Origin of the sequence: Streptomyces sp. NPDC026659 (genome assembly GCF_040638245.1) — a bacterium.
Taxonomy (GTDB): Bacteria; Actinomycetota; Actinomycetes; order Streptomycetales; family Streptomycetaceae; genus Streptomyces.
This window is the reverse complement of the sequence record NZ_JBEZXY010000014.1, coordinates 36577-60198: the sequence shown is the minus strand read 5'-3', so window position 1 is coordinate 60198 and position 23622 is coordinate 36577. Positions and strand designations below refer to the sequence as shown.

Annotated in this window: 20 protein-coding genes; 8 read left to right on the top strand and 12 right to left on the bottom strand. The window is 74.0% G+C overall.

What is annotated here, in order from left to right; genetic code table 11:
- Nucleotide 1 precedes the first annotated feature (1 nt).
- The 3 genes from AB0E91_RS28950 to AB0E91_RS28940 form a co-directional block, all read right to left on the bottom strand.
- A complete protein-coding gene (locus AB0E91_RS28950) occupies nucleotides 2-2239 on the bottom strand; it encodes an NHLP family bacteriocin export ABC transporter peptidase/permease/ATPase subunit (protein WP_361787902.1) in 2238 nt (745 codons plus the stop codon).
- Entirely contained in the window at nucleotides 2236-3042 is an 807-nt protein-coding gene (locus AB0E91_RS28945) for an HlyD family efflux transporter periplasmic adaptor subunit (protein ID WP_361787900.1), read from the bottom strand. Before AB0E91_RS28945 ends, AB0E91_RS28950 begins: the two co-directional genes overlap by 4 nt.
- Before the next feature lie 132 nt (nucleotides 3043-3174).
- Nucleotides 3175-3390, bottom strand: coding sequence for a hypothetical protein (locus tag AB0E91_RS28940; protein ID WP_018548646.1), 216 nt, complete (start codon nucleotides 3388-3390; stop codon nucleotides 3175-3177).
- A gap of 680 nt (nucleotides 3391-4070) precedes the next feature.
- Between AB0E91_RS28940 and AB0E91_RS28935 the strand changes: the two genes are divergently transcribed.
- Nucleotides 4071-5441 (top strand): S1 family peptidase, encoded by a 1371-nt coding sequence (locus tag AB0E91_RS28935; protein WP_361787898.1) that lies wholly within the window; start codon nucleotides 4071-4073, stop codon nucleotides 5439-5441.
- A gap of 159 nt (nucleotides 5442-5600) precedes the next feature.
- Here the strand turns inward: AB0E91_RS28935 and AB0E91_RS28930 are convergent, their stop codons facing one another.
- Nucleotides 5601-7727: a SpoIIE family protein phosphatase gene (locus AB0E91_RS28930; protein ID WP_361787896.1), complete on the bottom strand. Its 2127-nt coding sequence runs from the start codon at nucleotides 7725-7727 to the stop codon at nucleotides 5601-5603.
- A gap of 348 nt (nucleotides 7728-8075) precedes the next feature.
- On the opposite strand from AB0E91_RS28930, the gene AB0E91_RS28925 reads away from it, so the two are divergent.
- On the top strand, nucleotides 8076-8684 hold the full coding sequence (locus AB0E91_RS28925; RefSeq protein WP_161179247.1) for a response regulator transcription factor: 609 nt from the start codon (nucleotides 8076-8078) through the stop codon (nucleotides 8682-8684).
- 42 nt (nucleotides 8685-8726) lie between these two features.
- On the opposite strand, the gene AB0E91_RS28920 is transcribed toward AB0E91_RS28925, so the two are convergent.
- The 4 genes from AB0E91_RS28920 to lanKC form a co-directional block, all read right to left on the bottom strand.
- A complete protein-coding gene (locus AB0E91_RS28920) occupies nucleotides 8727-10421 on the bottom strand; it encodes an ABC transporter ATP-binding protein (RefSeq protein WP_361787894.1) in 1695 nt (564 codons plus the stop codon).
- Between the two features lie 28 nt (nucleotides 10422-10449).
- Complete coding sequence (locus tag AB0E91_RS28915; protein ID WP_361787892.1) at nucleotides 10450-12159, bottom strand: ABC transporter ATP-binding protein; 1710 nt, start codon at nucleotides 12157-12159, stop codon at nucleotides 10450-10452.
- Nucleotides 12160-12364: 205 nt separating this feature from the next.
- Nucleotides 12365-12478 carry a SapB/AmfS family lanthipeptide gene (locus tag AB0E91_RS28910; protein ID WP_018548652.1) on the bottom strand — a complete coding sequence of 38 codons (114 nt, stop codon included), beginning with the start codon at nucleotides 12476-12478 and terminating at the stop codon, nucleotides 12365-12367.
- A gap of 38 nt (nucleotides 12479-12516) precedes the next feature.
- Nucleotides 12517-15243: a class III lanthionine synthetase LanKC gene (gene lanKC, locus AB0E91_RS28905; protein WP_361787890.1), complete on the bottom strand. Its 2727-nt coding sequence runs from the start codon at nucleotides 15241-15243 to the stop codon at nucleotides 12517-12519.
- Nucleotides 15244-15462: 219 nt separating this feature from the next.
- On the opposite strand from lanKC, the gene AB0E91_RS28900 reads away from it, so the two are divergent.
- Nucleotides 15463-17898 carry a SpoIIE family protein phosphatase gene (locus AB0E91_RS28900; protein ID WP_361787888.1) on the top strand — a complete coding sequence of 812 codons (2436 nt, stop codon included), beginning with the start codon at nucleotides 15463-15465 and terminating at the stop codon, nucleotides 17896-17898.
- A gap of 55 nt (nucleotides 17899-17953) precedes the next feature.
- Nucleotides 17954-18220: a hypothetical protein gene (locus tag AB0E91_RS28895; RefSeq protein WP_161180195.1), complete on the top strand. Its 267-nt coding sequence runs from the start codon at nucleotides 17954-17956 to the stop codon at nucleotides 18218-18220.
- Nucleotides 18221-18310: 90 nt separating this feature from the next.
- Here AB0E91_RS28895 and AB0E91_RS28890 read toward each other — a convergent pair whose 3' ends face one another.
- The gene (locus AB0E91_RS28890; RefSeq protein ID WP_361787886.1) at nucleotides 18311-18895 is read right to left on the bottom strand and encodes a hydrolase; all 585 of its coding nucleotides are present in this window, start codon (nucleotides 18893-18895) and stop codon (nucleotides 18311-18313) included.
- 119 nt (nucleotides 18896-19014) lie between these two features.
- The gene (locus tag AB0E91_RS28885; protein WP_361787884.1) at nucleotides 19015-19452 is read right to left on the bottom strand and encodes a MarR family transcriptional regulator; all 438 of its coding nucleotides are present in this window, start codon (nucleotides 19450-19452) and stop codon (nucleotides 19015-19017) included.
- A 186-nt stretch (nucleotides 19453-19638) separates the two neighbouring features.
- Here AB0E91_RS28885 and AB0E91_RS28880 point away from each other — a divergent pair, with 186 nt between their 5' ends.
- Nucleotides 19639-20676 (top strand): alcohol dehydrogenase, encoded by a 1038-nt coding sequence (locus tag AB0E91_RS28880; RefSeq protein ID WP_361787882.1) that lies wholly within the window; start codon nucleotides 19639-19641, stop codon nucleotides 20674-20676.
- Nucleotides 20677-20720: 44 nt separating this feature from the next.
- On the opposite strand, the gene AB0E91_RS28875 is transcribed toward AB0E91_RS28880, so the two are convergent.
- Together AB0E91_RS28875 and AB0E91_RS28870 are read right to left on the bottom strand one after the other, a co-directional pair.
- Nucleotides 20721-20945, bottom strand: coding sequence for a hypothetical protein (locus tag AB0E91_RS28875; RefSeq protein WP_361787880.1), 225 nt, complete (start codon nucleotides 20943-20945; stop codon nucleotides 20721-20723).
- Complete coding sequence (locus tag AB0E91_RS28870; protein ID WP_018548659.1) at nucleotides 20933-21298, bottom strand: nuclear transport factor 2 family protein; 366 nt, start codon at nucleotides 21296-21298, stop codon at nucleotides 20933-20935. Before AB0E91_RS28870 ends, AB0E91_RS28875 begins: the two co-directional genes overlap by 13 nt.
- Before the next feature lie 172 nt (nucleotides 21299-21470).
- Between AB0E91_RS28870 and AB0E91_RS28865 the strand changes: the two genes are divergently transcribed.
- From AB0E91_RS28865 to AB0E91_RS28855, 3 genes are all read left to right on the top strand, one after another.
- Nucleotides 21471-21776: a hypothetical protein gene (locus AB0E91_RS28865; protein WP_361787878.1), complete on the top strand. Its 306-nt coding sequence runs from the start codon at nucleotides 21471-21473 to the stop codon at nucleotides 21774-21776.
- A gap of 107 nt (nucleotides 21777-21883) precedes the next feature.
- Nucleotides 21884-22972: an S-(hydroxymethyl)mycothiol dehydrogenase gene (locus tag AB0E91_RS28860; protein ID WP_361787876.1), complete on the top strand. Its 1089-nt coding sequence runs from the start codon at nucleotides 21884-21886 to the stop codon at nucleotides 22970-22972.
- Nucleotides 22972-23601, top strand: coding sequence for an MBL fold metallo-hydrolase (locus AB0E91_RS28855; protein ID WP_361787874.1), 630 nt, complete (start codon nucleotides 22972-22974; stop codon nucleotides 23599-23601). The genes AB0E91_RS28860 and AB0E91_RS28855 overlap by 1 nt, the downstream gene beginning before the upstream one ends.
- Nucleotides 23602-23622 lie beyond the last annotated feature (21 nt).

The following is a 23622-nucleotide window of genomic DNA, read 5'->3' as shown; positions in this document are numbered from 1 at the left end:
CTCACCGCTCCCTGACCAGCGCCGCGTAGGCGCCGCCGTGGGCCACCAGTTCCTCGTGGCGGCCGCGTTCGACCACCGTGCCGTGCTGGAGCACCACGATCTCGTCGCTGTCGCGGACCGTGCTCAGCCGGTGCGCGATCACCACGCAGGCACAGCCGCGCCTGCGCAGGTTGTCCATCACGGTCAGTTCCGTCTCCGCGTCGAGCGCACTGGTCACCTCGTCGAGGACGAGGATGCTGGGACGGCGGACCAACGCCCGCGCGATCTCCAGGCGTTGGCGCTGGCCGCCGGAGAAGTTCCGGCCGTCCTGCTCGACCCGGCTGTGGATGCCGCCGGGCCTGCGCGTCACCACGTCGTACAGCGCCGCGTCCCGCAGCGCCTCCACCACGGCCTCGTCCGGGATCGAGCGGTCCCACAGCGCCACGTTGTCGCGGATCGTGCCCTCGAAGAGGAACACGTCCTGGTCCACGAAGGAGACCGAGGAGGCGAGCGCGCCGCGCGGGATGTCCTCCAGGCGTGTGTCGTCGATGCGGATCGCGCCGTCCCACGGGGAGTACAGCCCCGAGATCAGCCGGGACACCGTGGACTTGCCGCTGCCCGAGCCGCCGACGAGCGCGACCTGCCGGCCCGGGCCCACCGTGAGGTCGAAACCGGTGAGCAGAGGCTTGTCCAGCGGGCTGTAGCCGAAGGTGACGTTCTCCAGCTCGACGTGCCCGCGCAGCCTGCGCGTGGACTCGCCCGCGCCGCCGGGGCGGTCGTAGAGCGGGTCGGCCTGGAAGTTCTCCACGTCCTTCAGCCGGGCCACGTCGGCGGCGAAGTCCTGGATGCGGCCCGCCACGCCGTTGAGCCGGGTCAGCGGGGCCGTGAAGCGGGCCACCAGCGCCTGGAAGGCGACCAGCAGACCCACCGAGATGTGCCCCTCGATCGCGCGGACGCCGCCGATCCACAGGATCAGCGCGCTGTTGAGCGTGGCCAGCGTCGGCGCGACCACCCCGAGCCACGCGCTCGGCACCCCGAGCTTCTGCTGCTCCTCCAGTGTCGCCGCGTGCTGCCCGGCCCACTTGCGGAAGTAGCCGTCCTCGCCGCCGGTCGCCTTCATCGTCTCGATCAGCTGAAGGCCGGTGTACGAGGTGTTGGTGAGCCGCGCGGAGTCCGCGCGCAGCTTCGCCGTACGGGTCGCGCGCAGCCGTACGACCAGCCGCATCGCCACGATGTTCAGCAGGGCCACGCCGATGCCGACGAAGGTGAGCTGCGGGTCGTAGGTGTAGAGGAGCAGCGCGTACAGCACGACCACGATCGCGTCCACGCCCGCCGCCGCGAGGTCGCGGGCCAGGGTCTCGGCGACCTGGTCGTTGGACTGGAGGCGCTGGACCAGGTCGGCGGGGGAGCGCTGGGAGAAGAAGGTGACCGGCAGCCGGAGCAGATGGCGCAGGAAGCGGGCGCTGGAGAGGGTGGAGGAGATGATCCGGCCGTGCAGCAGGTTGGTCTGCTGGAGCCAGGTCAGCACCAGCGTCAGCGCGACACACGTGCCCATCGAGGCGAACAGCACGCCGAGCAGCGAGGTCTGGCCGCCGATGAGGAACATGTCGATGTAGGTGCGGCTCAGCGCGGGCAGCGCCGCGCCGACCGCGACCAGCAGCAGGCTCGCGAGGACGGCGGCGGGCAGGGTGCCCGCGGTGCCGCGCAGCCGGGCGGGCATCGCGCCGAGCACGCCCGGCTTGCGGCCGCCCTTGGCGAAGTCGTCACCGGGTTCGAGGACGAGCACGACACCGGTGAAGCTGCCGTCGAACTCCTCCATGGGCACGAACCGGCGGCCCTTGGCGGGGTCGTTGATGTACACCCCGCGCCGGCCGAAGCGGCGGCCCATGCCGTCGTAGACGACGTAGTGGTTGAACTCCCAGAACAGCACGGCCGGTGCGCGCACCTCGGCGAGGGCGGCCAGGTCCATCTGCATGCCCTTGGCGGTCAGCCCGTAACTACGCGCCGCCTTCAGAAGGTTGCTCGCACGCGAGCCGTCGCGGGAGACACCGCACGCGATGCGCAGCTCCTCCAGCGGGACATGGCGGCCGTAGTGGCCGAGCACCATCGCGAGGGAGGCGGCGCCGCACTCGACGGCCTCCATCTGGAGCACGGTGGGGGTACGGACCGTGCCGCCACGGCCCTTGGGGACCGGGCGCCGGGGCGGGGCGGCGCGTCTGCGGCTACGGGTGTCGGGGTCCTGCCCCGTCTGCACGGTCACGGGAGCAGCCAATCGAGGGGACGCTGGTCGGCCAGCCGGACCGAACCGGTGGCCAGGGTCATGGAGTCGAGCCGGAACGGCGGTCCGTCGGCGGAGGACCAGCGGTAACCGCTCTTCGCCGAGGCCGACTTCTCCAGCTTCACGGTCACGGCGACCGGGCGTTCCTCGCGGGTGAACTGCTCGCCGAGCTGGCTGTCGCCGAGGAACGCGGCGATCGACTGCGCCGACTGGGCGGTGCGGTCCACCGACTTCACCCGGCCGCGCAGCACGCCGTAGCGCTCGGCGGGCACGGAGGAGACGGTCAGGTCGACCTCCGCGTGCGCCGGGATCGAGGCGGCGTTCCCGGCGGGCACGTACACCGTCGCGTACAGCGGGTCGTCCGCGTGCGCGACCTTCTCCACGGCGGCCACGTTGGCGCCGGTCCGGATGATCTGCCCGATCGTCGCGGCGAGCGCGGTGATCCGTCCGGCGGCGACCGTGCGGATAAGTGAATCGCCTTGCGCGGTATGGACCTTGAGGACGGGCGCGTTCGCGTCGAGGCGGTCGCCCTGCTGCGCGAGCACGGCCGTCACCTGCCCGGCGACGGGGCTCTGGAGCAGATAACTGCCCTGCGCGTGCGTGAGGATGGCGGGGGCGCTCACCGTGGAGGTGACCGAACCGGTCACCGCCCACACGGAGGCGGCCGCCATCACGACGACGGTGACACCCAGCGCGAGCCAGCCCTGCGGACGCGCGAGCCGCACCGGGAGGTCGAGTTCCTCCGGCGACTGGAGCTTGGCGAGGGCCTGTTGGCGGAACTGCACGGAACTTCCCTCACCCGAGGAGAGACGACATCACGGAAGCCGCGGCGGAGACCTGTGCGGAAACCGCGGCGGAACGCCCGAGAGTCCCGGAGCCGGCGGACGGCTCCGGGACTTCGGTGAAACCAGGTGCGATCAGAGACCGGCGACCAGGTTGGTGACCGGCTGGGTGTTCAGGCCGGTGACGCCCTCGACGGTGCCGATGGCGGTGTCCACCAGGCCGGAAACCGGGGCGATGCCGTTGACGGCGCCGGTCACGGTGTTGAGGGCGTTCACGGACAGGCCGCCGGAGACGTTGTCCAGCTCGGCGTCCGAGATCTCGACGGTCTCAACCTGGGGGGTGGAGTTCATGGTGGAACTTCCCTTCATATGGATATCTCACAAGGGGGAGAGCGGCCCCCTCTGGGGACAGATGGACCGCCGCGTCCGCGAGCACCCGGGGGTCGCCGTCTCCGGCGGCCCCTGAGCGGTCCCCGCGGTGCGATGGATCAAAGCACGCACGCCGCGCCCGCTTCCACCTGAACAAGCCCCTCACCAGGCGTTTCTGTCGGTAATGGGGGGCGATGGTGCAGGCGCGCGCACCGGGCCGTGGCTACTCCTTCACATGCCGGGCGCCCGGCGCGCGCCGACTCGTGCGATCCTCCGGCGGCGAATCCGGCACTCCTCTCCAAAGGTGCGTTGCGGGAGCGCGCGGATGTGCAGATCCGGCCTCTCCGGTGACCCGCTTGGGCAGTCGGTGTGCAGATTCCCTGAAGCAACGATTCCGGTACGCGTTCTGGACGGACCGTCACCTGACGGAGCCCCAGCGTGACGATCCGGATCCGTCGTCCGTGGGGTACGGCCCCACCGCAGGTGCGGACACCCCTTGTGTGGTGGCCGATTCGCTTTGCTCCGAAGGAAGTTGGCGAACGGAGTTGAACGCTGCGCGCACCCCGCCCGTACTTGTGGCCGTCCGGGCGCCCCCGATCCAACTGCCCTAGCGGCAGACCCCCGTCCCCCACTGGAGGTCGAGAAGGTTGAGTCACAAGCGAATGCCCAAGCGCAAGGCCGCGATAGCGGTGGGCGGCGTCGCGGCGCTCGGAGCCGCGGCCCTCCTGCTGCCCAACGCCATGGCGTCCCAGGACAAGGACGCGACCGCCGCCGCAGGCACCGCCAAGACGCTGAAGGCCACCGACGCCTCCACGCTCAGCGCCCAGATCCAGAAGCAGCTCGGCGCCGCGTTCGCCGGTTCCTACTACGAGAACGGCAAGCAGCAGCTCGTCGTCAACGTGGCCCGCGGCGACCAGAACGCCATGGCGCAGGCCCAGCAGGCCGGTGCCACCGTCCGCGAGGTCGACAACAGCACCACCGAACTCAAGGCCGCCGCACAGACGTTGAAGACCAAGGCGACCATCCCCGGCACCGCCTGGGCGGTGGACCCGCGCACCAACAAGGTCGTCGTCAGCGCCGACAGCACGGTCACCGGCGCCCAGTGGGACCGCCTGGAGTCCACCGTGGCCGGTCTCGGCCCGGACATGGCCACCCTCAGAAAGTCCTCCGGCACCTTCAAGACCTTCGTCTCGGGCGGCGACGCCATCTTCTCCCAGGTCGAGGGCGGCAACGTGCGCTGCTCCCTCGGCTTCAACGTCACGGCCTCCGACGGCAGCCCCGCCTTCCTGACGGCCGGTCACTGCGGAGTCGCCGCCAAGGAGTGGTCCGACTCGCAGACCGGTCAGCCCATCGCCACGGTGGACCAGGCGACCTTCCCCGGCGAGGGCGACTTCTCACTCGTGAAGTACGACGACCCGGCGACCCAGGCCCCCAGCGAGGTCAACGCGGGCAACGGCCAGACCGTGCCGATCGCCCAGGCCGTGGAGGCCACCGTCGGCTCCACCGTATTCCGCATGGGCTCCACCACCGGGCTGCACAACGGCCAGGTGACCGGCCTGGACGCCACCGTCAACTTCCAGAGCGAGACCGACCCCAACGGCGTGGACACCGTCACCGGTCTCATCCAGACCAACGTGTGCGCCGAGCCCGGCGACTCCGGCGGCTCCCTGTTCACCCAGGACGGCGGCGCGGTCGGTCTGACCTCCGGCGGCAGCGGCGACTGCACCAGCGGCGGTGAGACCTTCTTCCAGCCGGTCACCACCGCCCTCGCGGCCACCGGCGCCACCCTCGGCGACGGCGGCCAGGCGGGCGCGGGCGACCAGGCCGGCGCGGGTGACGAGGCCGGTGCGGGCGCCGGTGACCAGGCGGGTGCCGGTGAGCAGGTCGGCGGCGACGAGCTCGGCGGCTCCGCCGACCCGTCCGCCGCGGCGGACGACCAGGCCGCTGATGACCAGGCCGCCGGTGACCAGGGTGCCGCCCAGAACGGCACCGGCCAGCACCACAAGTCGCGCCACCACAGCGGCGGCAACTGAGCCGCCCCCCCTCCGGCACCCCGCGCGGGTGCCGGAACCAGACGCCCCGGCCGGCCGTTCGCACGCGGTTCCGGTCGGCCGGGGACGGTCCGGCCCTCCGGCGGGAGGGCCGGACCACCTCTTTCCGGCGGAAGCCGCCCGTGAGACCCGGGAGTGCCCTCACCCGCCCCCGCTCGCCCGCAGCAGCAGCACCGCCACGTCGTCCACCCGCTCCCGCCCCGACGCCCCGTGCCGGATCAGCTCGTCGGCGACGCTCTCCAGCGGCCCCCCACCCGCCTCGGCGAACACCGCGCCCAGCTCGACCAGCGCGTCCTCGATGTCCACGCCCGGCGACTCCACCAGCCCGTCCGTGTAGAGGGCCAGCACCGAACCCGGGGCGAGAGTCACCTCGGTCGTCGGATACACCGCCTCCGCGTCGATCCCGAGCAGCGGGCCCCCGGCCAGGTCCAGTACCCGTACCCGGCCGTCCGGGCTGCGCAGCAGCGGCGGCGGATGCCCGGCCCGCGCCATCACGGCCTGCCCGCGCGCCGGGTCCAGCCGCAGATACAGACAGCTGGCGAACAGATCGGCGCCGAGGTCCAGCAGCAGCCGGTTGATGCTGTCCATCACCTCCTCCGGCGCCTGCCCCACCGCCGTGTACGCCCGTACCCCGGTGCGGATCTGCCCCATCAGCGCGGCCGCCGTCACGTTGTGCCCCTGCACGTCGCCGATCACCGCCGCCGCGAGCGGGCCGGTCGGCACCAGGTCGTAGAAGTCGCCGCCGATGTCCATGCCCCGGGTCGCGGGCAGATAGCGCGCCGCCGCCTCGATGCCCGGCGGCGGGACCAGGCTGTGCGGCAGCAGCGCCGACTGGAGGCCGTGCGCGAGCCGGTGCTTGGCGTCGTAGAGGAGGGCGCGTTCCAGGGCCTGCGCGATCATCCCGCCGAGGCTGGTGAGGACGGCGCGTTCCTCCGCCGGGAAGACGTGCGGGTGCGCGTACGCCAGTACGCACATGCCCACCGGGCGCCCGGAGGCGACCAGCGGCAGATACGCCCAGGCGGCGAAGCCGTCCCGGGTCCGGTGCTCCGAGGGATAGAGCCGTTCCAGATGCTCGACCGACTCGAAGAAGCCGGGCACTCCGCTGTCCAGGGCCCGGGTGCCGGGGGTGTGCGCGCTCAGCGGCAGCCCGTCGTAGTGGTCCACGGCGTGCGCGTCCGGATAGCCGTGGTGGCCCAGCACGCGCAGCCGCCCCTCCTGCGAGCCGAGCAGCACCAGCGCCCGGCTGCCGACGGCGGGCCCCAGCTCGTCGGCGACCAGCCGCACCACGTCCCGTACGGCCACCGCCTCGGTCAACGCGCCGGTCAGGCTGAGCAGTTGGGAGATGGTCACCAGGCGGGGCGGGGGCGCGCCCGACCGCGCGGTCTCGCGCGCCCGCTCCGTGAGCACCTTGACCCGGGTGATGCGCACGCTCAGCCCGGTCGTGCTCGGATACAGCCGGAAGGACAGCCACTCGTCCGGCGGCCGCAGCGCCACGAACGAGGTCGGCCGCTGGCTGAGCAGCGCGGCCCGGTACCGGTCCTCGTACCCCGGATCGTTCAGCCAGGGGACCGACACCCACGGCGGGGTGCCGAGCAGTTCCCCGGCGGGGCGGCCGAGGAGTTCGGCGGCGGCCTCGTTCAGGAAGCCGATGCGGCCCCGCAGGTCCATCGAGACCAGCCCGTACGGCAGCCTGGCCAGCAGCCGGGCCGCCTCCGCCGGGTCCGGGGCGGCGGCCTCCGGCGCGGGCGCCGCCAGCAGATCGGGCTCGGGACCGGGCGGCCGGGCCTCGGCGGCGGCCTGCTCCAGTTGCCCGGACAGCCGCGCGCAGGCCGCCGTCAGCCGCGTCTGCTTCTCGCCGGACAGCTCCGCCGGGTGCGTGCCGGGCCAGGTCACGAACACCACGCCGTGCACCCGCTCCGCCGTCGCCAGCGGCACCGCGGCGAGCGCGAAGGGGTACGGCAGCACCACCGCGATCCTCGGGAAGCGGCGCGCCATCTCGTCGGCGCCGCCCACCCACACCATGCGCCGTTCCCGGACCGCCTGGGCCACCGGGATCCGCGCGCTCAGCCCGACCCGCTCCCAGGGCGCCGCGAACGCGCGCGGCAGCCCCGCCATCACCGCCATCTCCAGGACCGGCGCGTCGGACCGCAGCAGATACACCGCACCGGAGTGCGCCCCGACCTCCTCCATCATCGAGGTGAGCGCGGCCGACAGCAGCGGTCGTCCGGCCGCCGGGGACTGGGCTGCGGGCCCCGGTGTGTCGGACACCCCGACCACCTCCTCGTACGGTCGCGCGCCCGGCCCGGGCGGAGCGGGGCGCCCGCCCGGGGTCGCCCCGCGCGCGGCGGATGCCGCCACCGGGCGGCGTCCCTGACCTGCGAAGCGGCCCGGCCGGCAGCTGGGCCGACCGAGTACCCCGTGAGGGCGGGGCCCATGCCCGTGGTGGTGGAGCACGCGATGGCACACGGGCGCCGCGTGTGCGCCCCCGCGCCTCCTGATGGCCGGATCTCCGCGCACGAGATGGGCCGACACACCCAACAATGGGCACGCGGTCGACTTCCGAGGGTGACAGCACGGCCGCACAGAGCGACACAGAGCGAAACCGAGGGGGCGGGAGTGATCCGGGTGCTTCTGGTGCACGACGCGTGTCTGGTACGGGCGGTCCTGGCGGAGTGGCTGCGGCGGGAACCGGGCCTCCACGTGGACGACACGCCGTGGCGCGGCGCCTCCGACCAGGTGCGCACACTGTCCCCGGACGTGTGCGCGGCCGATCTCGAGTACGGCGACGGCCACGCGGCGCCCCCACTGGCCGAGTTGTGTCCCCCGGGCACGGGAGGACGCCCACCCGCTCTCGTGGTCCTAGCCAGTGCCCATCGCCCCGGCCTCCTCAAGCGCGCCGCCGAGGCGGGCGCGCTCGGCTTCGTCGACAAGGCGGGCTCCCCGGAACGTCTGGTCCGCGCGATACGGCACGTGGCCGCGCGGGAACGTTTCATCGACGCCTCGCTCGGCTTCGGCTTCCTCCGCGCCACGCAGATCCCCCTGACACGCCGCGAACTGAGCGTCCTGGACCTCGCGGCGGGGGGTGCCTCGATCGCCGAGATCGCCCGCAGCCTGCACCTGTCCCACGGGACGGTCCGCAACTACATGGCGGCGATCACCCGGAAGACGGGGGCGCGGAACCGGATCGACGCGATCCGGATATCGCGGGGTGAGGGGTGGCTGTGACACGGCCCCTGACGCGGGCTGTGACGCGGCTCCCGGGGCCGCTCAGCCCACCCGCGTGTCCGACGCCCCGGCCCAGTCGCCCATGAGGTCCCGGTACAGCGGCGAGCACGCCAGCAGCTCGACGTGCGTCCCGCACACCGTGCGCGCGCCGTCCAGCACCAGCACGAGATCCGCCCGCCGGGCCGAGCTCATCCGGTGCGCGACGACGACCAGGGTGCCCCCGGGGCGCGCCGCGAACGCGCGCTCCGCGCGTTCCTCGGCCGCCGCGTCGAGGTGGCAGGTCGCCTCGTCGAGCAGCGCGAGCGGGGCGGGGGAGAGGTAGGCGCGGGTGAGCGCGACGAGCTGGCGTTCGCCCGCGGAGAGCGCCGAGGGGTCGAGTCGCGCGGCCGGGCCGCCGAGGGCGTTCAGCAAGGGGGCCAGGCCCACCGCGTCGGCGGCGGCCAGCAGTTCGCCCTCGGGTACGGGGTCCGGGCGGTGCAGGGTCAGGTTCTCGGCGAGGGTGCCGCCGTGGACGTACGCCTCCTGCGGGATGAGCGTGCGGAGGGCGGTCGCGTCCGGCGCCGGGTGTCCGTGGAGGTGGAGGGTGCCCGCGTCGGGTGTGAGCAGCCCGGCGACGAGGGCGGTCAGCGTGGACTTGCCGGTGCCGCTCGGGCCGACGACGGCGAGGTGGGTGCCGGGCGGCAGCGCCAAGTCCAGCCCGTGGAGCACCGGTTCACTGGCGGGGCCGTAGGCGAAACGGAGGCCGGAGAGGGCCAGGGCGGGCGTCTTCGGCTCCGGGGACGGTTCGGAGGCTCGGGGTGCCCTTTCGGCGGCGGGCTTCCCCGGAGGGATCAGGCGGCGCAGTACGACCGTGAGCCGCGCCCCGCTCGTGCCCAGCCCGTGGACCAGGTTCTGCAGGGCCGGGTACAGGGACTGGCCGACGTACGTGAGCGCGCCGAGGAGCGCGCCCGGCGTGACGCCCCGGCGCAGCAGCCAGGGGGCCGACACCAGGAGCAGGATCACCGGGACCTCGCCGCCCAGGGTGAGCGCGGCCACGCGGGCCGGGCTCCAGCGGGCCAGGGAGCGGGCCGTCCGCAGCTCGGCCCGGACGCGGCGGCCGAGGTGCTCCGCGACCTGGGCCTCGGCTCCGGTGGCGGTGATGTCCCGGAGGCCGGGGCCCACCGCGTTCAGGTCCTCGGCCAGCGCCTCGTCGGCCGTCAGGAACGCCTCCTGGCGGCGCGCCAGGGGACGCAGGGTCACGGCGAAGAGGGCCACTCCGGCCAGCAACGGGGGCAGCACCACCGCCAGGAGCAGGGGGTCGAGGGAGAACAGCCCGATCAGCGCGCCCGCCGCCGTGAAGAGGAAGGAGCGGGAGACCAGGACCAGCCCCGCGAGGGTGTCCCGGGCTATCTCCACCTGCTGGGTCAGCCCCGAGAGCGCGCCCGGGTCGGCCTCGCGGACCCCGCGCCGGACCACTCGCGTCACCAGCCGGTCCCGCACCGGTTCGACCAGTGCGGCCACCACGCCGTACACCCGCCCGGTGCCGACCGCGCCCACGACCACCGCCGCCCCGGCCGCCCCGAGCCAGAGCAGTCCGGTGCGTACGTCCCCGGCGAGGAAGCCCGCGTCCAGGGCGCGCGCGAGGGCGTACCCGGCCAGGAAGGTCTGCCCGGCCTCCAGGAGGGACCAGGCGCCCAGGCGTACCAGCACCCGCCCCTTCGTCCGCGCGTACCGGGCCGCCCGCTGCCGCAGCTTCATCGGAGCCCAACTCCCTTGTCGTGAAGAGCTATTTGGTCACGGCCTCGGCGTCCCCGAACACCGCCCGGTACTCCTCCTCCCGCCACAGCTCCGCGTGCGGCCCCACCGCTCGCAGGCGCCCCTCGTCCAGCCACGCCACGGCGTCGGCCGCCGCGGCGGTCGCGGCCCGGTGGGCGACCAGGAGACGGGTCGGGCCGCCCGGGGTCAGCAGGGAGCGGGAGATCTGGCGTTCGGTGACGGTGTCCAGGCTGGAGAGGGCGTCGTCCAGGATCAGCAGCCGGCCGTCGTGGGCGAACGCGCGTGCCAGACCCAGGCGTTGGGACTCGCCGCCGGAGCGGGGCGCGTCCGCGAGCGGTGTGTCGTAGCCCCGGGGCAGCCTGCGGACGAACGCGTCGGCGCGTGCCGTGCGGGCGGCCTCGCGGACCCGGTGCGCGGGCGGCCGGTCGAGGCCGAAGGCGAGGGCGTCCTCGACGGTCGTCCCGAACAGCGCCGGGCGTTCGAAGGCGTAGGAGACGGCCCGGCGCAGCGCGTCATGGGTGAGATCGCGCAGCGGTACGCCGTCCAGCAGCACCTCGCCCGCGTCCGGGTCGGCGAGCCGCCCGGCGACCTCGGCGAGCAGCGACTTGCCGGTGCCCGAGCGGCCCACGACGGCGAGGGTCGTGCCGCCGGGCACGGTGAGGTCCACCCCGTCGAGCACGGTACGGCCGCCGCGCCGGGCCGTGACGCCCCGCAGCTCCAACCTGCCGGGACCGGAGGGGAGTTCACGCGCGCCGTACGCACTCGCCGGTTCCGCCAGCACCTCGGCCAGCCGCGCCGTGCCCGCCCGTGCCCGGCTCAGTGCCGCCAGCCGGCCGACCAGGACGCCGACACCGGTCGCCAGCGCCGCGTACCGGGACGCCGCCAGCAACTCGCCCACCGTGAACCGCTGGTGGGCCAGCAACAGTCCCGCCACGGCCACCACGCCCAGGTTCAGCAGCGGGCCCACGGTGAGAGCTTGGGCGGCGGCCCGCCCCTGCACCCGCCACATCGCGTGGCCCGCGCGGGAGAGCCGGGGGAGCGGGGCCAGCACCCGGGCCGCCTCCCGCTCCTCGGCGCCCGCCGCGCGGATCGTACGGTGCCCCCCGACCGCCTCCGACAGCGCGGCCGCGATCGTGCCCTGCTCCCGCTGGTACTCGGCCGCGCATGCCGAGGTGTCCCGGGCCAGGGCCCGCAGCAGCAGCGCGAGCACCGGCGCGCCGGTGAGGAACACGGCCGCGAGCAGCCAGTCGATCAGCCCGAGCGCGACCAACGCGCCCAGTGGCAGCGCGAGTTCGGCGAGCAGCGCGGCCAGTGCCGCCGGGGCCGTGCCCGCCTGCGCGGCGCCTCCGACGAGCCGCGCCACCAGGTCCCCGCCGCCGAACCGGGCCGCGGCGCGCGGCCCCAACGCCAGTACTTGCCCGGTGACTTGGCGGCGCAGCCACGCTGCCGACCCGGCGTCCAGGGTGCCGCTGACGACACCCACGCAGGCTTCCAGCACCCCCGACAGCAGGACGAGCCCCGCGCACCAGAGCACCCAGCGGGTCGCGTCCTCGCGGGCCAGCAGGAGATCGAGGGCCCGCCCCAGCGCGGCCGGCAGCAGCAGCCCGGCGGCGGTCGCGGCGGTGCTCAGGGCGAACAGGGCGGTGGCGCGCAGGCCCCCATGGCGGAGTACGGCGCGGGACAGGGCGCGGGTGGCGTCGGCGTCGGGACTGGGCGTCATCGGCTGCGGCCTCGCCTCGGTTCGAGCGGGTGGGTCGGATCAGGGGGCGGCAAAAGGCAATCACTCGGCGGGCGTTGAGAACCGGAAGACCGCCGGGAAACCGGAACGCCGCCGGGAACGGGAACGCCGCCGGGAACGGGAAGGCCCCGGACGCCCCCTCCCCGCGAGGGGAGAGGCCGCCCGGAGCCGAGTGGTGCCGGTCAGGTCACAGGCAGAGCAGAACGCTGGCCGCCGAGACGCAGGAGAGCAGGCTCACCGTGCTCGCGACGGTGAGGGTGTGGTCGTCGGACTCGAGAACCTGGAGGTCGAGCAGTGCCATGGTGGTGTCCTCTCCCTATTCATGGGGACGGGGTTGTGTCACGACTCCGGGTCGGAGCCGCGTGTGAGGGCCGCCTTCGGCGGCGGGAGGAAGGGCAGGTGGGCGCGCTCGCCCGAGCGTTCGTCCGCGCCGTCGCCCGCGGCCCTGCCGGCGTCGAGCGCCGAGGCGAGGGCGAGCAGACAGCCTGCCGTTCCGGTGGCGAGGTCCATCGAGAGCCGCATCATCTGGTGCCCGGGAAAGGCGAGTTGGCCCTGGTAGGCCATCGCGAACCAGCCGAGCCCGGAGATCTGCCGCTCCAGCCGCTCCCGGGTGGCACCCGGCGCCGAACTGCGCGCGAGATGCAGCACCATTCCGGCGCGGCCCTGGAAGAGACCGGGTTGTGCGTAGAAGCGGGAGGTCGCGGCGGCGAGGATGCCGTCCCGGGCGCGCTCGAACTCCTCTGCCGCGCCCGCCGCGTGGGCGAGGAGGGTCTGCTCCCGGCTGCCGGGAGCCGCCGCGCGGGCCTGTGCGGCGAAGCCGTCGGCGCCCGTGTGCGCGAGGTAGTCGTCGAGGACGAGTCCGATACCCACGCTGCCGTCCCCGAGGTAGGGCAGCGTGCGCCAGCCCTCGTCGACCTCCAGGCCGCCGCTCGCCTTCTGGAGGACGCAGCAGGCCAGGTCGCGGCGGAGCGCCTCGGCCGCCGCCGCTGCCGCGCGGGGGTCGCCGGTCTCCTCGTACCGGCGCAGCAGGAACAGCGCCGGGCCGCTCGCGCCGCGCATCAGTCCCGCCCGTCGCCGGGGCGTGTCGGGGACCGGTTCGGCGAGTCGTCGTACGAGGATGTCGGCGGCCTCGGCGGCGTGTTCCGCGAGGGCCTTCTCCCCAGTGGCGGCCGCGAGGTGCCCGAGGACCAGGCCGAGCCCGGCCAGGCCGCCGTGCAGGTCGGAGGACAGATTGCGCCAGTTCTCGCGCAGGATGCCGTCGACCAGGTCCAACGCCTGTTGCCGGTAGCCCAGTTGGTCGAGGACCAGGGCGACGCCCGCGAGTCCGTCGTACAGGCCGAGCGGGGTGCCGGGCGGTGGGGGCGCGGTGTGCCGGAGCAGCCAGCGCTCACCCTCCTCGTACCGGTCGGCCCCGCAGGCCGCGAGCGCGTACAGCACTCCGGCCGCGCCGTGCGCGAGTCCGAGACCGCCGCCGTCCGCGAACTGGGTGATGTCGCCCGGGAAGAGGCGGTCGGAGCGCTCCGGGGTCGCGGAGGCGAGGAGCGCCTTCACCATCGAGTCCCGGCTGTGCGGCCAGTCGCCCGGCATCACCAGCGGGGTCGCCGGACGGGCCTCGCCGCCCCGGGTGTTACGGGTGATCTCGGCGACCGCCTCGTCCAGGAAGGCGCGCGGCACGTCCGGGAACTGTTCCGCGATCACCTCGGCCAGATGCGCGGCCTTGCCCCGGTCCACCACGAACAGCGAGGTCACCGGCAGGAACAGGGCGATCCGCAGACAGGCGAGCGCGTAGCGGTCCACGTCCTTGCCCCGGCGGTCCGGCGGGGCGAAGAAGCCGGGGTGGGCGACCGTCTGTCGGCCGTTCTCCGCGGCCGGCGCCGCCGCCTCGAAGTCGATGAGATGGACCGTCTCCTCGTCCGGCGCGACCATGATGTTGAAGACGTGCAGGTCGTTGAAGACGAGGCCGCGCTCGTGCACCGCCGCGACCGCCCGCTCCACCGCCGCGTGCACCCGCAGCGCCCAGGCCGTGTACGCGGCCGTCTTCTCCGGGTCGGGGTCGGGTATCAGCAGCGGATGGCGCTCCGCGAAGAAGGAGTTGAGCGGGCGGCCCTCCAGGAACTCCATGACCAGGAAGCGGTGTTCGCCGAGAGTCAGCCAGTCGAGGACCTCGGGGACCACCCCGGTCCCGGCGACCAGCTCCAGCGCCTCCTTCTCCCGCTCCAGGCGGGTCACCGCGTCCGCGCCGTCGGCCGCGAGCCCCGCATGCGGCCGGGCCTCCTTCAGCACCACGCGGCTGCCGTCCCGGATGTCCGAACCGGCGTACACGCCACCGCCGTTGGAGAAGTGCAGCGCCTTCTCGACGCGGTAGGGCAGCTCGCCCACCGTCGTGGTGTTGCGGGCCTCCAGATGCGGCCGCAGGAACTCCGGCAGCGTGATCCACTCGGGCACCTGGAAGGAGGGATCGCGCCGGTCCGGCACGAGGTTCCCCTCGCCGTCGGCCACCGCGAGTACCAGCGAGCCGCGCTCGTCGACGACGTACCGGCGGGCGAACGCGCCGTGGCGGACGTAGAGCGGGCCCGCGCCCCAGCGCAGGTCGGTCAGGATGTACGGTCCCTCGACACCGTCGAGCAGCTCGCCCAACTCGATGAGTATTCGGTGCAGTTGCTCCTCGTCGGCCGGGTAGACGGTGACGAACTTGCCGCTGGTGTCGCGGCCGGCGTACTTGGCGTTGCGCAAGTGCAGCAGATGCGGTCCCGGCACGAACTTGAAGGGGATGCGGCGCGGCACGCAGTAGTCCCACACGATCTCCGCGACCCGGCCGGCGTTCGCGGCGGTGGCCGAGGAGTGGATCTTCCAGCCCTGGGCCGGTCCCGGCTCCGGCGCGCCGTCCTCGCCGAGCGGGGTCAGCGTCAGCCAGTCCCCGGAGCGGGCCGCGTGCCAGCCGTCCGGCACCGGGCGGCGTGCCGCCGCGTACTGCGGTGCCGCCTCGCCCGTCTCCGCCGAGAGCCGGTCGGGCGTGTCGTAGAAGTGTCCATCGGCGAGCGCGTACACCTCGTACCGCTTGTCCATGGCCTTGTCGCCCCTCCCGCCCCTGCGTTCGCCGCTCCGGAGGTCCCGGTCGGCACGAGAAGACACTCTCAGGAGTCGCATGGTCGCGGACAGTCATACACGTCATCAGATCGTCATGCGAAACGCACAGGTAAAGGTGTGTTCGAACCGCTACGCGCGGAATGCTCGTACCACTTGGGGCGTGCACAGGGGCTGCGCACACGCCCCACAGGCGCTGTAATGGCCAACGTGGCGAGCGAGGGTGCTGCGGTACGCAGATCGAGAACCGAGCGTGCCGAGCGTGTCCTCGCCACGCTCATGGCCATGCCGTCCACGGACCGGCCCCGCCGGATCCTGGAACAGGCACTGGTGCTGGCGGGCGCCGCCTTCGCGGGGATCTACGCCCCCGGCGACGACCCCGCGACACTCCGGCTCGTGGAGTCCGCGGGCCTCTCGCGCGCGCGGTACGGCCTGCGCGACGGCTGCCCGGCCACGGCGCGCTCACCCGTCGCCGAGGCCCACCGCACCGGGCGGCCGGTCTGGTCGGGCCCCGGCGAACCACCCGCCCGGGACGCCGACTTCGCGCTCGCCGCGCTACCGCTCGGGGCACCGGGCAGCGGCTGCCTGGTCGCCGTCACCGAACAGCCCGGCGGCTTCGGCGCCGACGACCGGGCCTGCCTGGAACTGCTCGCCGGGGCGGTCACCGCGCCGGTCCCCGTACCGCCCGCCCCGCCCCGCGAACTGGCCGACGACGCGTTCCGGCTCGCCATGGACACCGGCCGGGTCGAGGTCGGCGACGACATCCTGCGGCTCTTCGGCCTCTCCCGCGAGGCGTTCGACGGCAAGGTCGAGACGCTGCTCGGCCGCACCGTGCCCGAGGACCTGCCCGCGCTGATGTCCGTCGTCGAGGCCGACCACATGCCCGTCGGCGACCGCGAACTGGAGTTCCGCGCCCTCCAGCCCTCGGGCGCGCCCCGCTGGCTGCGGCTGCGCGGCCGGCTGCTGCCCGGCGGCGGGGGACACCCCGCCCGGCTCGTCGGCACCGTCGCCGAGGCGTCCGCCTTCCGCTCCGACGTCACCGACGTGGCCCGCGTCCAGCGTCTGGCCGCCGCCCTCGCCACCGCGGGCACCGTCAAGGACGTCGGCCAGGCCGTCGTCGCCGCCCTGCGTGCACCCCTGCGTGCCGACCGCATCGCGCTCGCCGAACTGGAGAACGACCGTCTGGTCGTCACCGTCCTCGACCCGCCGGAACCCAGCGCCTGGCCCGAACTCTGGCGCGCCGAATGGCGCGGCGAGTGGCCCGACGCCCCCGTACGCGCCATGCCCGCCCTCGCTGCCGCCCTGCGCAAGGGCCGCGCCCGCATCTGGCCCGCGGGCTCCCGGCTGGAGCCCGGCCTCGCCGGAGTCGGCCCCGGTGGCCTCGCCGTACTGCCCCTGCCCGCCGGGGGCCGCACCGCCGGGGTCTGCCTGATCGGCTGGGACCGGCCGCACGAGTTCGGCCCCGACGAACGCGCCCTGCTCACCGCCTGCGCGGGCCTCACCGGCCAGGCCCTGCTGCGCGCCCACGCCTTCGACGCCGAACACGAACTCGTCGGCATGCTCCAGCGCACCCTGCTGCCCCGCAGACTGCCCCGGCTGCCCGGCGTCGAGGCCGTCGCCCGGTACCTCCCCGCGACGGCCGGCCTGGAGGTGGGCGGCGACTGGTACGACGTGATCCCGCTCGCCGACAACCACGTCGCCCTCGTCATCGGCGACGTCCAGGGCCACAACGCGGGCGCCGCCACCCTCATGGGCCAGCTCCGCACCGCCCTGCGCGCCTACGCCGCCGAGGGCCACCCCCCGGACGTCGTGGTCGCCCTCGCCAACCGGCTGCTCCTCGACATGGAGACCGACCTCTTCGCCACCTGCGCCTACGTCGACGTCGACATGGAGAGCGGCTCCGCGCTGTGCGTGCGCGCCGGGCATCCGCAACCGGTTCTGCGCCACCCGGACGGCACCACCGACATCGTCGCGGCCGAGGGCGGACCGCCCCTCGGGGTGCTGGTCCAGGCCGAGTTCCCGATGACCCCGCTGCGCCTGAGACCCGGCACCGTCCTCGCGCTCACCACCGACGGCCTGGTGGAGTCCGCCGACTCCGACCTCGACCGGGGCATGGCCCGGCTCGCCCGCGACCTCGCCGCCGTCGACCCCGCCGGTCTCGGCGCCGCCGCCGACGCCCTGCTCGGCGGCGCCCACCGGGGCGACGACGTGGCCCTGCTGCTCACCCGCTACGACGGCATGGCCGTATGCCCGCTGCGCGAGAGCTGGAGCGTGTGGCGCGTCCCCGAGGCGGTCCGGCACGCGCGCCGCTTCACCCGGCGGGTGCTGCGCGGCTGGGACGTGCCCGAGGACACCCAGGACGCGGCGCTGCTGATCGTCTCCGAGCTGGTCACCAACGCCCTCGTGCACACCGAGGGCCAGGTCCGCCTCGACCTGGGCCTGGTCGGCCACCGCCTGCGCCTCGCGGTCGCCGACGCCTCTCCGCGCGGCCCCCTCAAGCCCACCAGCGTCGGCTGGGAAGCCACCGGCGGCCGGGGCATCCTCCTGGTCGAGGCGGTCTCCTCGACCTGGGGCACGGTGCCGGTCAGCGGCGGGAAACAGGTGTGGGCGGATCTGGTGACGGACGAGAACACCTGAGCGGTCCGGCCCTTTCGAGTGGCGCGTTCACCGCGTCGGCCTAGGGTCGGTTGGTGTGGCTCACACCTTTGAAGAACTCGTGCAGAAACAGCGTGCGGCCGACGCGGCGCACGCCACCGTGACGGACCTGCGCGACACCTACGGCCCGCCCGCCGAGCGCGGGATGACCGGCGCCCAGTCCGGCACCTACGAGACCGCCCTGCGCGCCTGGCGCGACCTGGCCCGCGACGCCCAGACCGCGGTCAGCGAGTACGCCCGCGAGACCGGCCGCCCACGCGGCGAGGTGGAGGCCGAGGTGGAGCGGGCGGCGACCGGGGGCTGACCCCGCGAGGGGTGTCGTACGCGCGTGCCCGGCATCCGGTGAACCGCACCGGATGCCGGGCACGCCGTCGCGCCGTCGGTCGTGGACCCGTCAGGCGTGGGTCTTGGCCAGCAGCTCCAGGATCTCTGCCGTCGTGCCGTTCTCGCCGAGGCGCGGGAAGACGCGCTCGACGCTGTTCGCGTGCGCCTCGGCGTCCGCGTCGGCCATGGCGTCGGTGGCCAGGGTGACGTTGTAGCCCGCCGCGTAGGCGTCACGGGCGGTGGACTCCACGCCGATGCTGGTGGCGATGCCGGTCAGCACGATCTGCGTGATGCCCCGGCGGCGCAGCTGCACGTCCAGGTCGGTTCCGAACAGGGCGCTCCAGTTGTGCTTGGTGACCAGGATGTCGCCGTCGTGACCGGAGAGTTCGTCCACGAGGACGTCCCAGCCCTCGGGGAAGGCGAGACCGCGCGGCTGCCGCTCGGTGCGGCCGGGCACCGCATCGGCGCCGTCGGCGGCGAAGGAGACGCGGACCAGCACCACCGGCAGCTCGCGTGCGCGGAAGGCGTCCGCCAGCTCCACGGAACGGGCCACCACGTCGGCGGCGGCGTACGGCTGGGTCTGCATCCCCACGATGCCGCGCTGGAGATCGATCACGACGAGGGCGGTACGGGGGTCGAGCGTGGTGACGGACATGAGGGTTCAGACCTTTCGGGGGGTGAGCCAGCCGCGCGAACGGTCCGGCGGGGTCGTCGCCGGCGGACCGGCGAGCGTGAACGGGGCCGGGCGGCACGGCCCGGCGGGGGTGCTCGGTGTCACGGCCGCGAGAGCCGTTCCAGCAGGGTCAGCGCCGTGAGCACGGTCTGCCGCTCCTCCTCGGAGAACCGGTCCTCCAGGGCGCGCGCCAGCCACTCCTCGCGCACCTGCCGGTTGCCCTCCACCCGCGCCTGCCCCGCCTCGGTCAGGGTGACCAGCTGACGGCGGCCGTCCGCCGGGTCGGGCGTACGGCGGATCAGCCCGTGCCGGTCGAGCGCGGCCAGCGTGGCCGCCATCGACTGCGGCCGTACGCCCTCGGCGGCGGCCAGCGCGCTCGCCGTGGCCGCGCCGTGCTTGCCGACCAGGGAGAGCGCCGACTCCTGCGGCGGGGTGAGGTCGGAGTCCCGCGCCACCTCGCGGATACGGCGCCGCAGTCGGCTGAACATCACGCGCAGCTCGCGCGCGGCCAGGGCGGCGGAGTCCGAGATGTGGGCCATGCCGTCACCGTAGACACCGGCAGGGCGAACTGTCCAGCTCAGACTGTTCAGTTTTACCTGTCCAAAAGGATGCCCGGCGGACGCGCCCGGCCCGGCCGCCGCTCTCGGCGCGCGTGATCCCGGGCGAGCTGGTCTGCTGGAACGGCAGGATCCCCACCCCCCCCGAGCCGTACTCCGGAGACACGCATGAGCACGTACCGAGTCGCGCAGGTCACCGCCCCCGGCGGGACGTTCGAGCTGGTCGAGCGGGAGGTGCCGCATCCGGGGCCCGGCGAGGTGCGGATCGCCGTGGAGGCGTGCGGGATCTGCCACAGCGACGCCCTGTTCGTGGACGCCGCCGCGCCCGGCATCACCTTCCCGGAGGTCCCCGGACACGAGATCGCCGGACGCGTCGAGGAGCTCGGCGAGGGCGCCCTCGGCCGGGGCTGGAAGGTCGGCGACCGGGTGGCGGTCGGCTGGTTCGGCGGCAGCTGCGGCTACTGCACGCCCTGCCGCCGGGGCGACTTCATCGCGTGCGTGCGCCTGAAGGTGCCCGGCTGGGCCTACGACGGCGGCTTCGCGGAGAAGGTGATCGTGCCCGTCGACGCGCTGGCCCGCGTTCCCGACGGCCTCGACGCCTCCGCCGCCGGACCCATGGCCTGCGCGGGCGTGACCACCTTCAACGGGCTGCGGCGCAGCGCCGCCCGCGCCGGTGACCGGGTCGCCGTCCTCGGCCTCGGCGGGCTCGGCCATCTCGGCGTGCAGTTCGCGGCCGCCATGGGCTTCGAGACCGTCGCCATCGCCCGGGGCGCCGAAAAGGCCGGATTCGCCAAGGAGTTGGGCGCCCACCACTACATCGACAGCACGGCGGGCACCCCGGTCGCCGAGGCCCTGCAGAACCTCGGCGGCGCCAAGGTCGTCCTCGCCACCGCCGGGAACTCCGCCGCGATGTCCGCCACGGTGGACGGCCTCACCCCGCGCGGCGAACTCGTCATCATCGGGGTCTCGCCCGAACCGCTGGACATCACCCCGCTCCAGCTCATCAGCGGCGGCCGCGACGTCAAGGGCCACCCCTCCGGGACCTCCCAGGACGTGCAGGACACCATGGACTTCGCCGTCCTGCACGGCATCCGCCCGATGACCGAGGTCGTCCCGCTGGACGACGTGGAGGCGGCGTACCAGAAGATGCTGGCCGGACGGGCACGGTTCCGGATGGTGCTGGAGACGGCGGCCGGGTCCGGCTGACCGGTGGAGGCCCGGCGTACGCCACGGCGGGGCGCCGGTGCGGGTCACGCGGTGTGGCGCCGCCGCCCCGGCCGGTGCCGGGCCGCGAACCTGGCCGCGTGTCCTGCCGTCCGCAGCACCGAGCGGAGCGCCCCCGCCCCGGGTACGTGGCCCGGCCCGGCCACCTCGTGCCGGGCCGGGCGGGGGCCGTAGGACGCGCGGGCCGAGAACGACCACGACAGCCGGGAGCCGACCTGGGCGTGCGCGCCCCGCGTGCCTACTCGTCCCATGCCTGGATCAGGATCTGCTCGGAGATCCTGCCGTCCCGCAGGGTGATCATCGACTCGGCGTAGACCCGGTCGCCGTTGGCGTACTCGCAGGACTCGGTGAACGCCGCGTGATCGCCGTCGATGACGCACTGGCCGAGCCGGTGGATCATGTCGCGGCTGTAGATGTCGTCGAGCATCTCCCTGATCTCGCCCCGGCCGCGCAGCACCTTGGGGTGGCTCGGCTGGGCGTCGCGGTCGATGACGCGTATCTCGGCGTCGTCCTCGTACAGGTTCAGGAGCGAGTCGCCGGTGTCGGACTCGATGCTCTCGCGCAGTGTGTCGGTGGTGAACGCGGGGTTTTTCGTGCTGCCCATGGTGGCCTCCTTCGGACGCTCGCGGCCCGGCGGGGAGCGGGACCGCACGGGTCCACCTTTCGAGGCTCCCCCGCCCCGGCGGCCACGGCAAGCGCAGACGACGCGCTCCACCTGTCGGGTGAGGGGCGGCCGGTGCCCGTGTCCGGGGCGGGCGACGGGCGTTGCAGAGGACATGATCTCAACACGACGTATCGTCGCCGCGGTCGGTCTCGCCGTCGGCGTCACGGGCCTGGCCGCACCGCTCGCGAGCGCGGCCGATGCGAGCGCCGCGGGCACCGGGCAGATCAACCCGATGACCACGCTGGACAACCTCGCCGTCAGCGACATCCCCGCCGAGCACCGCGCCGAGGTCCCCGGCGTCGGCGAGCAGCTGCGCGGCCTGAATCAGCTCAGCGACATGAACCGCCTCAACGAACTCCACCAGGTGACCGACCTGGCCGCCCCGGCGCTGGGCCTCCTCCCGGGCCTCGGCGGCTGACCGTACGACCGACGCTCCCCGGACCGGGCCCGCAAGGCCCGGTCCGACGCATTTCCGTGGCGTAGGGTCGGCGGCGAAGGTACGTACAAGGGAAGAGGGGCCAGGTCATGGCGCAGGAAGTACGCGGCGTAGTCGCACCGGGCAAGGACCAACCGGTGCGCGTCGAGACGATCGTGATTCCCGATCCCGGGCCCGGCGAAGCCGTCGTACGCATCCAGGCCTGCGGGGTCTGTCACACCGATCTGCACTACAAGCAGGGCGGCATCAACGACGACTTCCCCTTCCTGCTGGGCCACGAGGCCGCCGGTGTGGTCGAGTTGGTCGGCGAAGGCGTCACCGATGTGGCGCCGGGTGACTTCGTGATCCTCAACTGGCGTGCGGTGTGCGGCAATTGCCGGGCCTGTCTGCGCGGGCGCCCGCAGTACTGCTTCAACACCCACAACGCCAAGCAGAAGATGACCCTCGCCTCCACCGGGCAGGAGCTGACCCCGGCCCTGGGCATCGGCGCCTTCGCGGAGAAGACGCTCGTCGCCGCCGGACAGTGCACCAAGGTCGACCCGGCCGTCTCCCCGGCGGTCGCCGGACTGCTCGGCTGCGGTGTGATGGCGGGCATCGGCGCCGCGATCAACACCGGCAACGTCGGCCGGGGCGACTCCGTCGCCGTCATCGGCTGCGGCGGCGTGGGCGACGCGGCCATCGCGGGCGCCCGGCTGGCCGGGGCGGGGAAGATCATCGCCGTCGACATCGACGACCGCAAGCTGGCCAAGGCCCGCGAGCTCGGCGCCACCGACACCGTCAACTCCCGCGAGACGGACGCGGTCGAGGCGATCCGGTCGCTGACCGGCGGCTTCGGCGCCGATGTCGTCATCGACGCGGTCGGCCGCCCCGAGACCTACCAGCAGGCCTTCTACGCCCGCGACTTGGCGGGCACCGTCGTCCTCGTCGGCGTCCCCACCCCCGAGATGAAGCTCGAACTGCCCCTGCTGGACGTGTTCGGCCGCGGCGGCGCCCTCAAGTCGTCCTGGTACGGCGACTGTCTGCCCTCGCGTGACTTCCCGATGCTCATCGACCTGCACCTCCAGGGCCGGCTGCCGCTGGACGCGTTCGTCACCGAGACGATCCAGATCGACGAGGTGGAGAAGGCGTTCGAGCGGATGCACGAGGGCGACGTGCTGCGTTCGGTGGTGGTGCTCTGATGACCGCCCGTATCGAACGCCTCGTCACCTCCGGCCAGTTCACCCTCGACGGCGGCACGTGGGACGTCGAGAACAACGTCTGGATCGTCGGCGACGACCACGAGGCCATCGTGATCGACCCGGCCCACGACGCCGAGGCCATCGCCCGCGCGGTCGGCGACCGCCGCCTGACCGCCATCATCTGCACCCACGCGCACAACGACCACGTCAACGCGGCCCCCGCCCTCGCGGACCTCACCGGCGCCGTCATCTGGCTGCACCCGGACGACCTGCCGCTGTGGAAGCTCACCCACCCCGACCGCGACCCCGACGCCCACCTCACCGACGGCCTGGTCATGGAGGCCGCCGGCGCCGACCTGACCGTCCTGCACACCCCGGGCCACGCCCCCGGCGCCGTCTGCCTCTACGACCCCGGCCTCGGCACCGTCTTCACCGGCGACACCCTGTTCCAGGGCGGCCCCGGCGCCACCGGCCGCTCCTACTCCCACTTCCCCACCATCATCGACTCCGTCCGGGACAAGCTCCTCACCCTCCCCCCGGAGACCAAGGTCCTCACCGGCCACGGCGAACCCACCACCATCGGCGCGGAGGCCCCGCACCTGGAGGAGTGGATCGCACGCGGGCACTGATCCCGCCGGGACACGGACAGG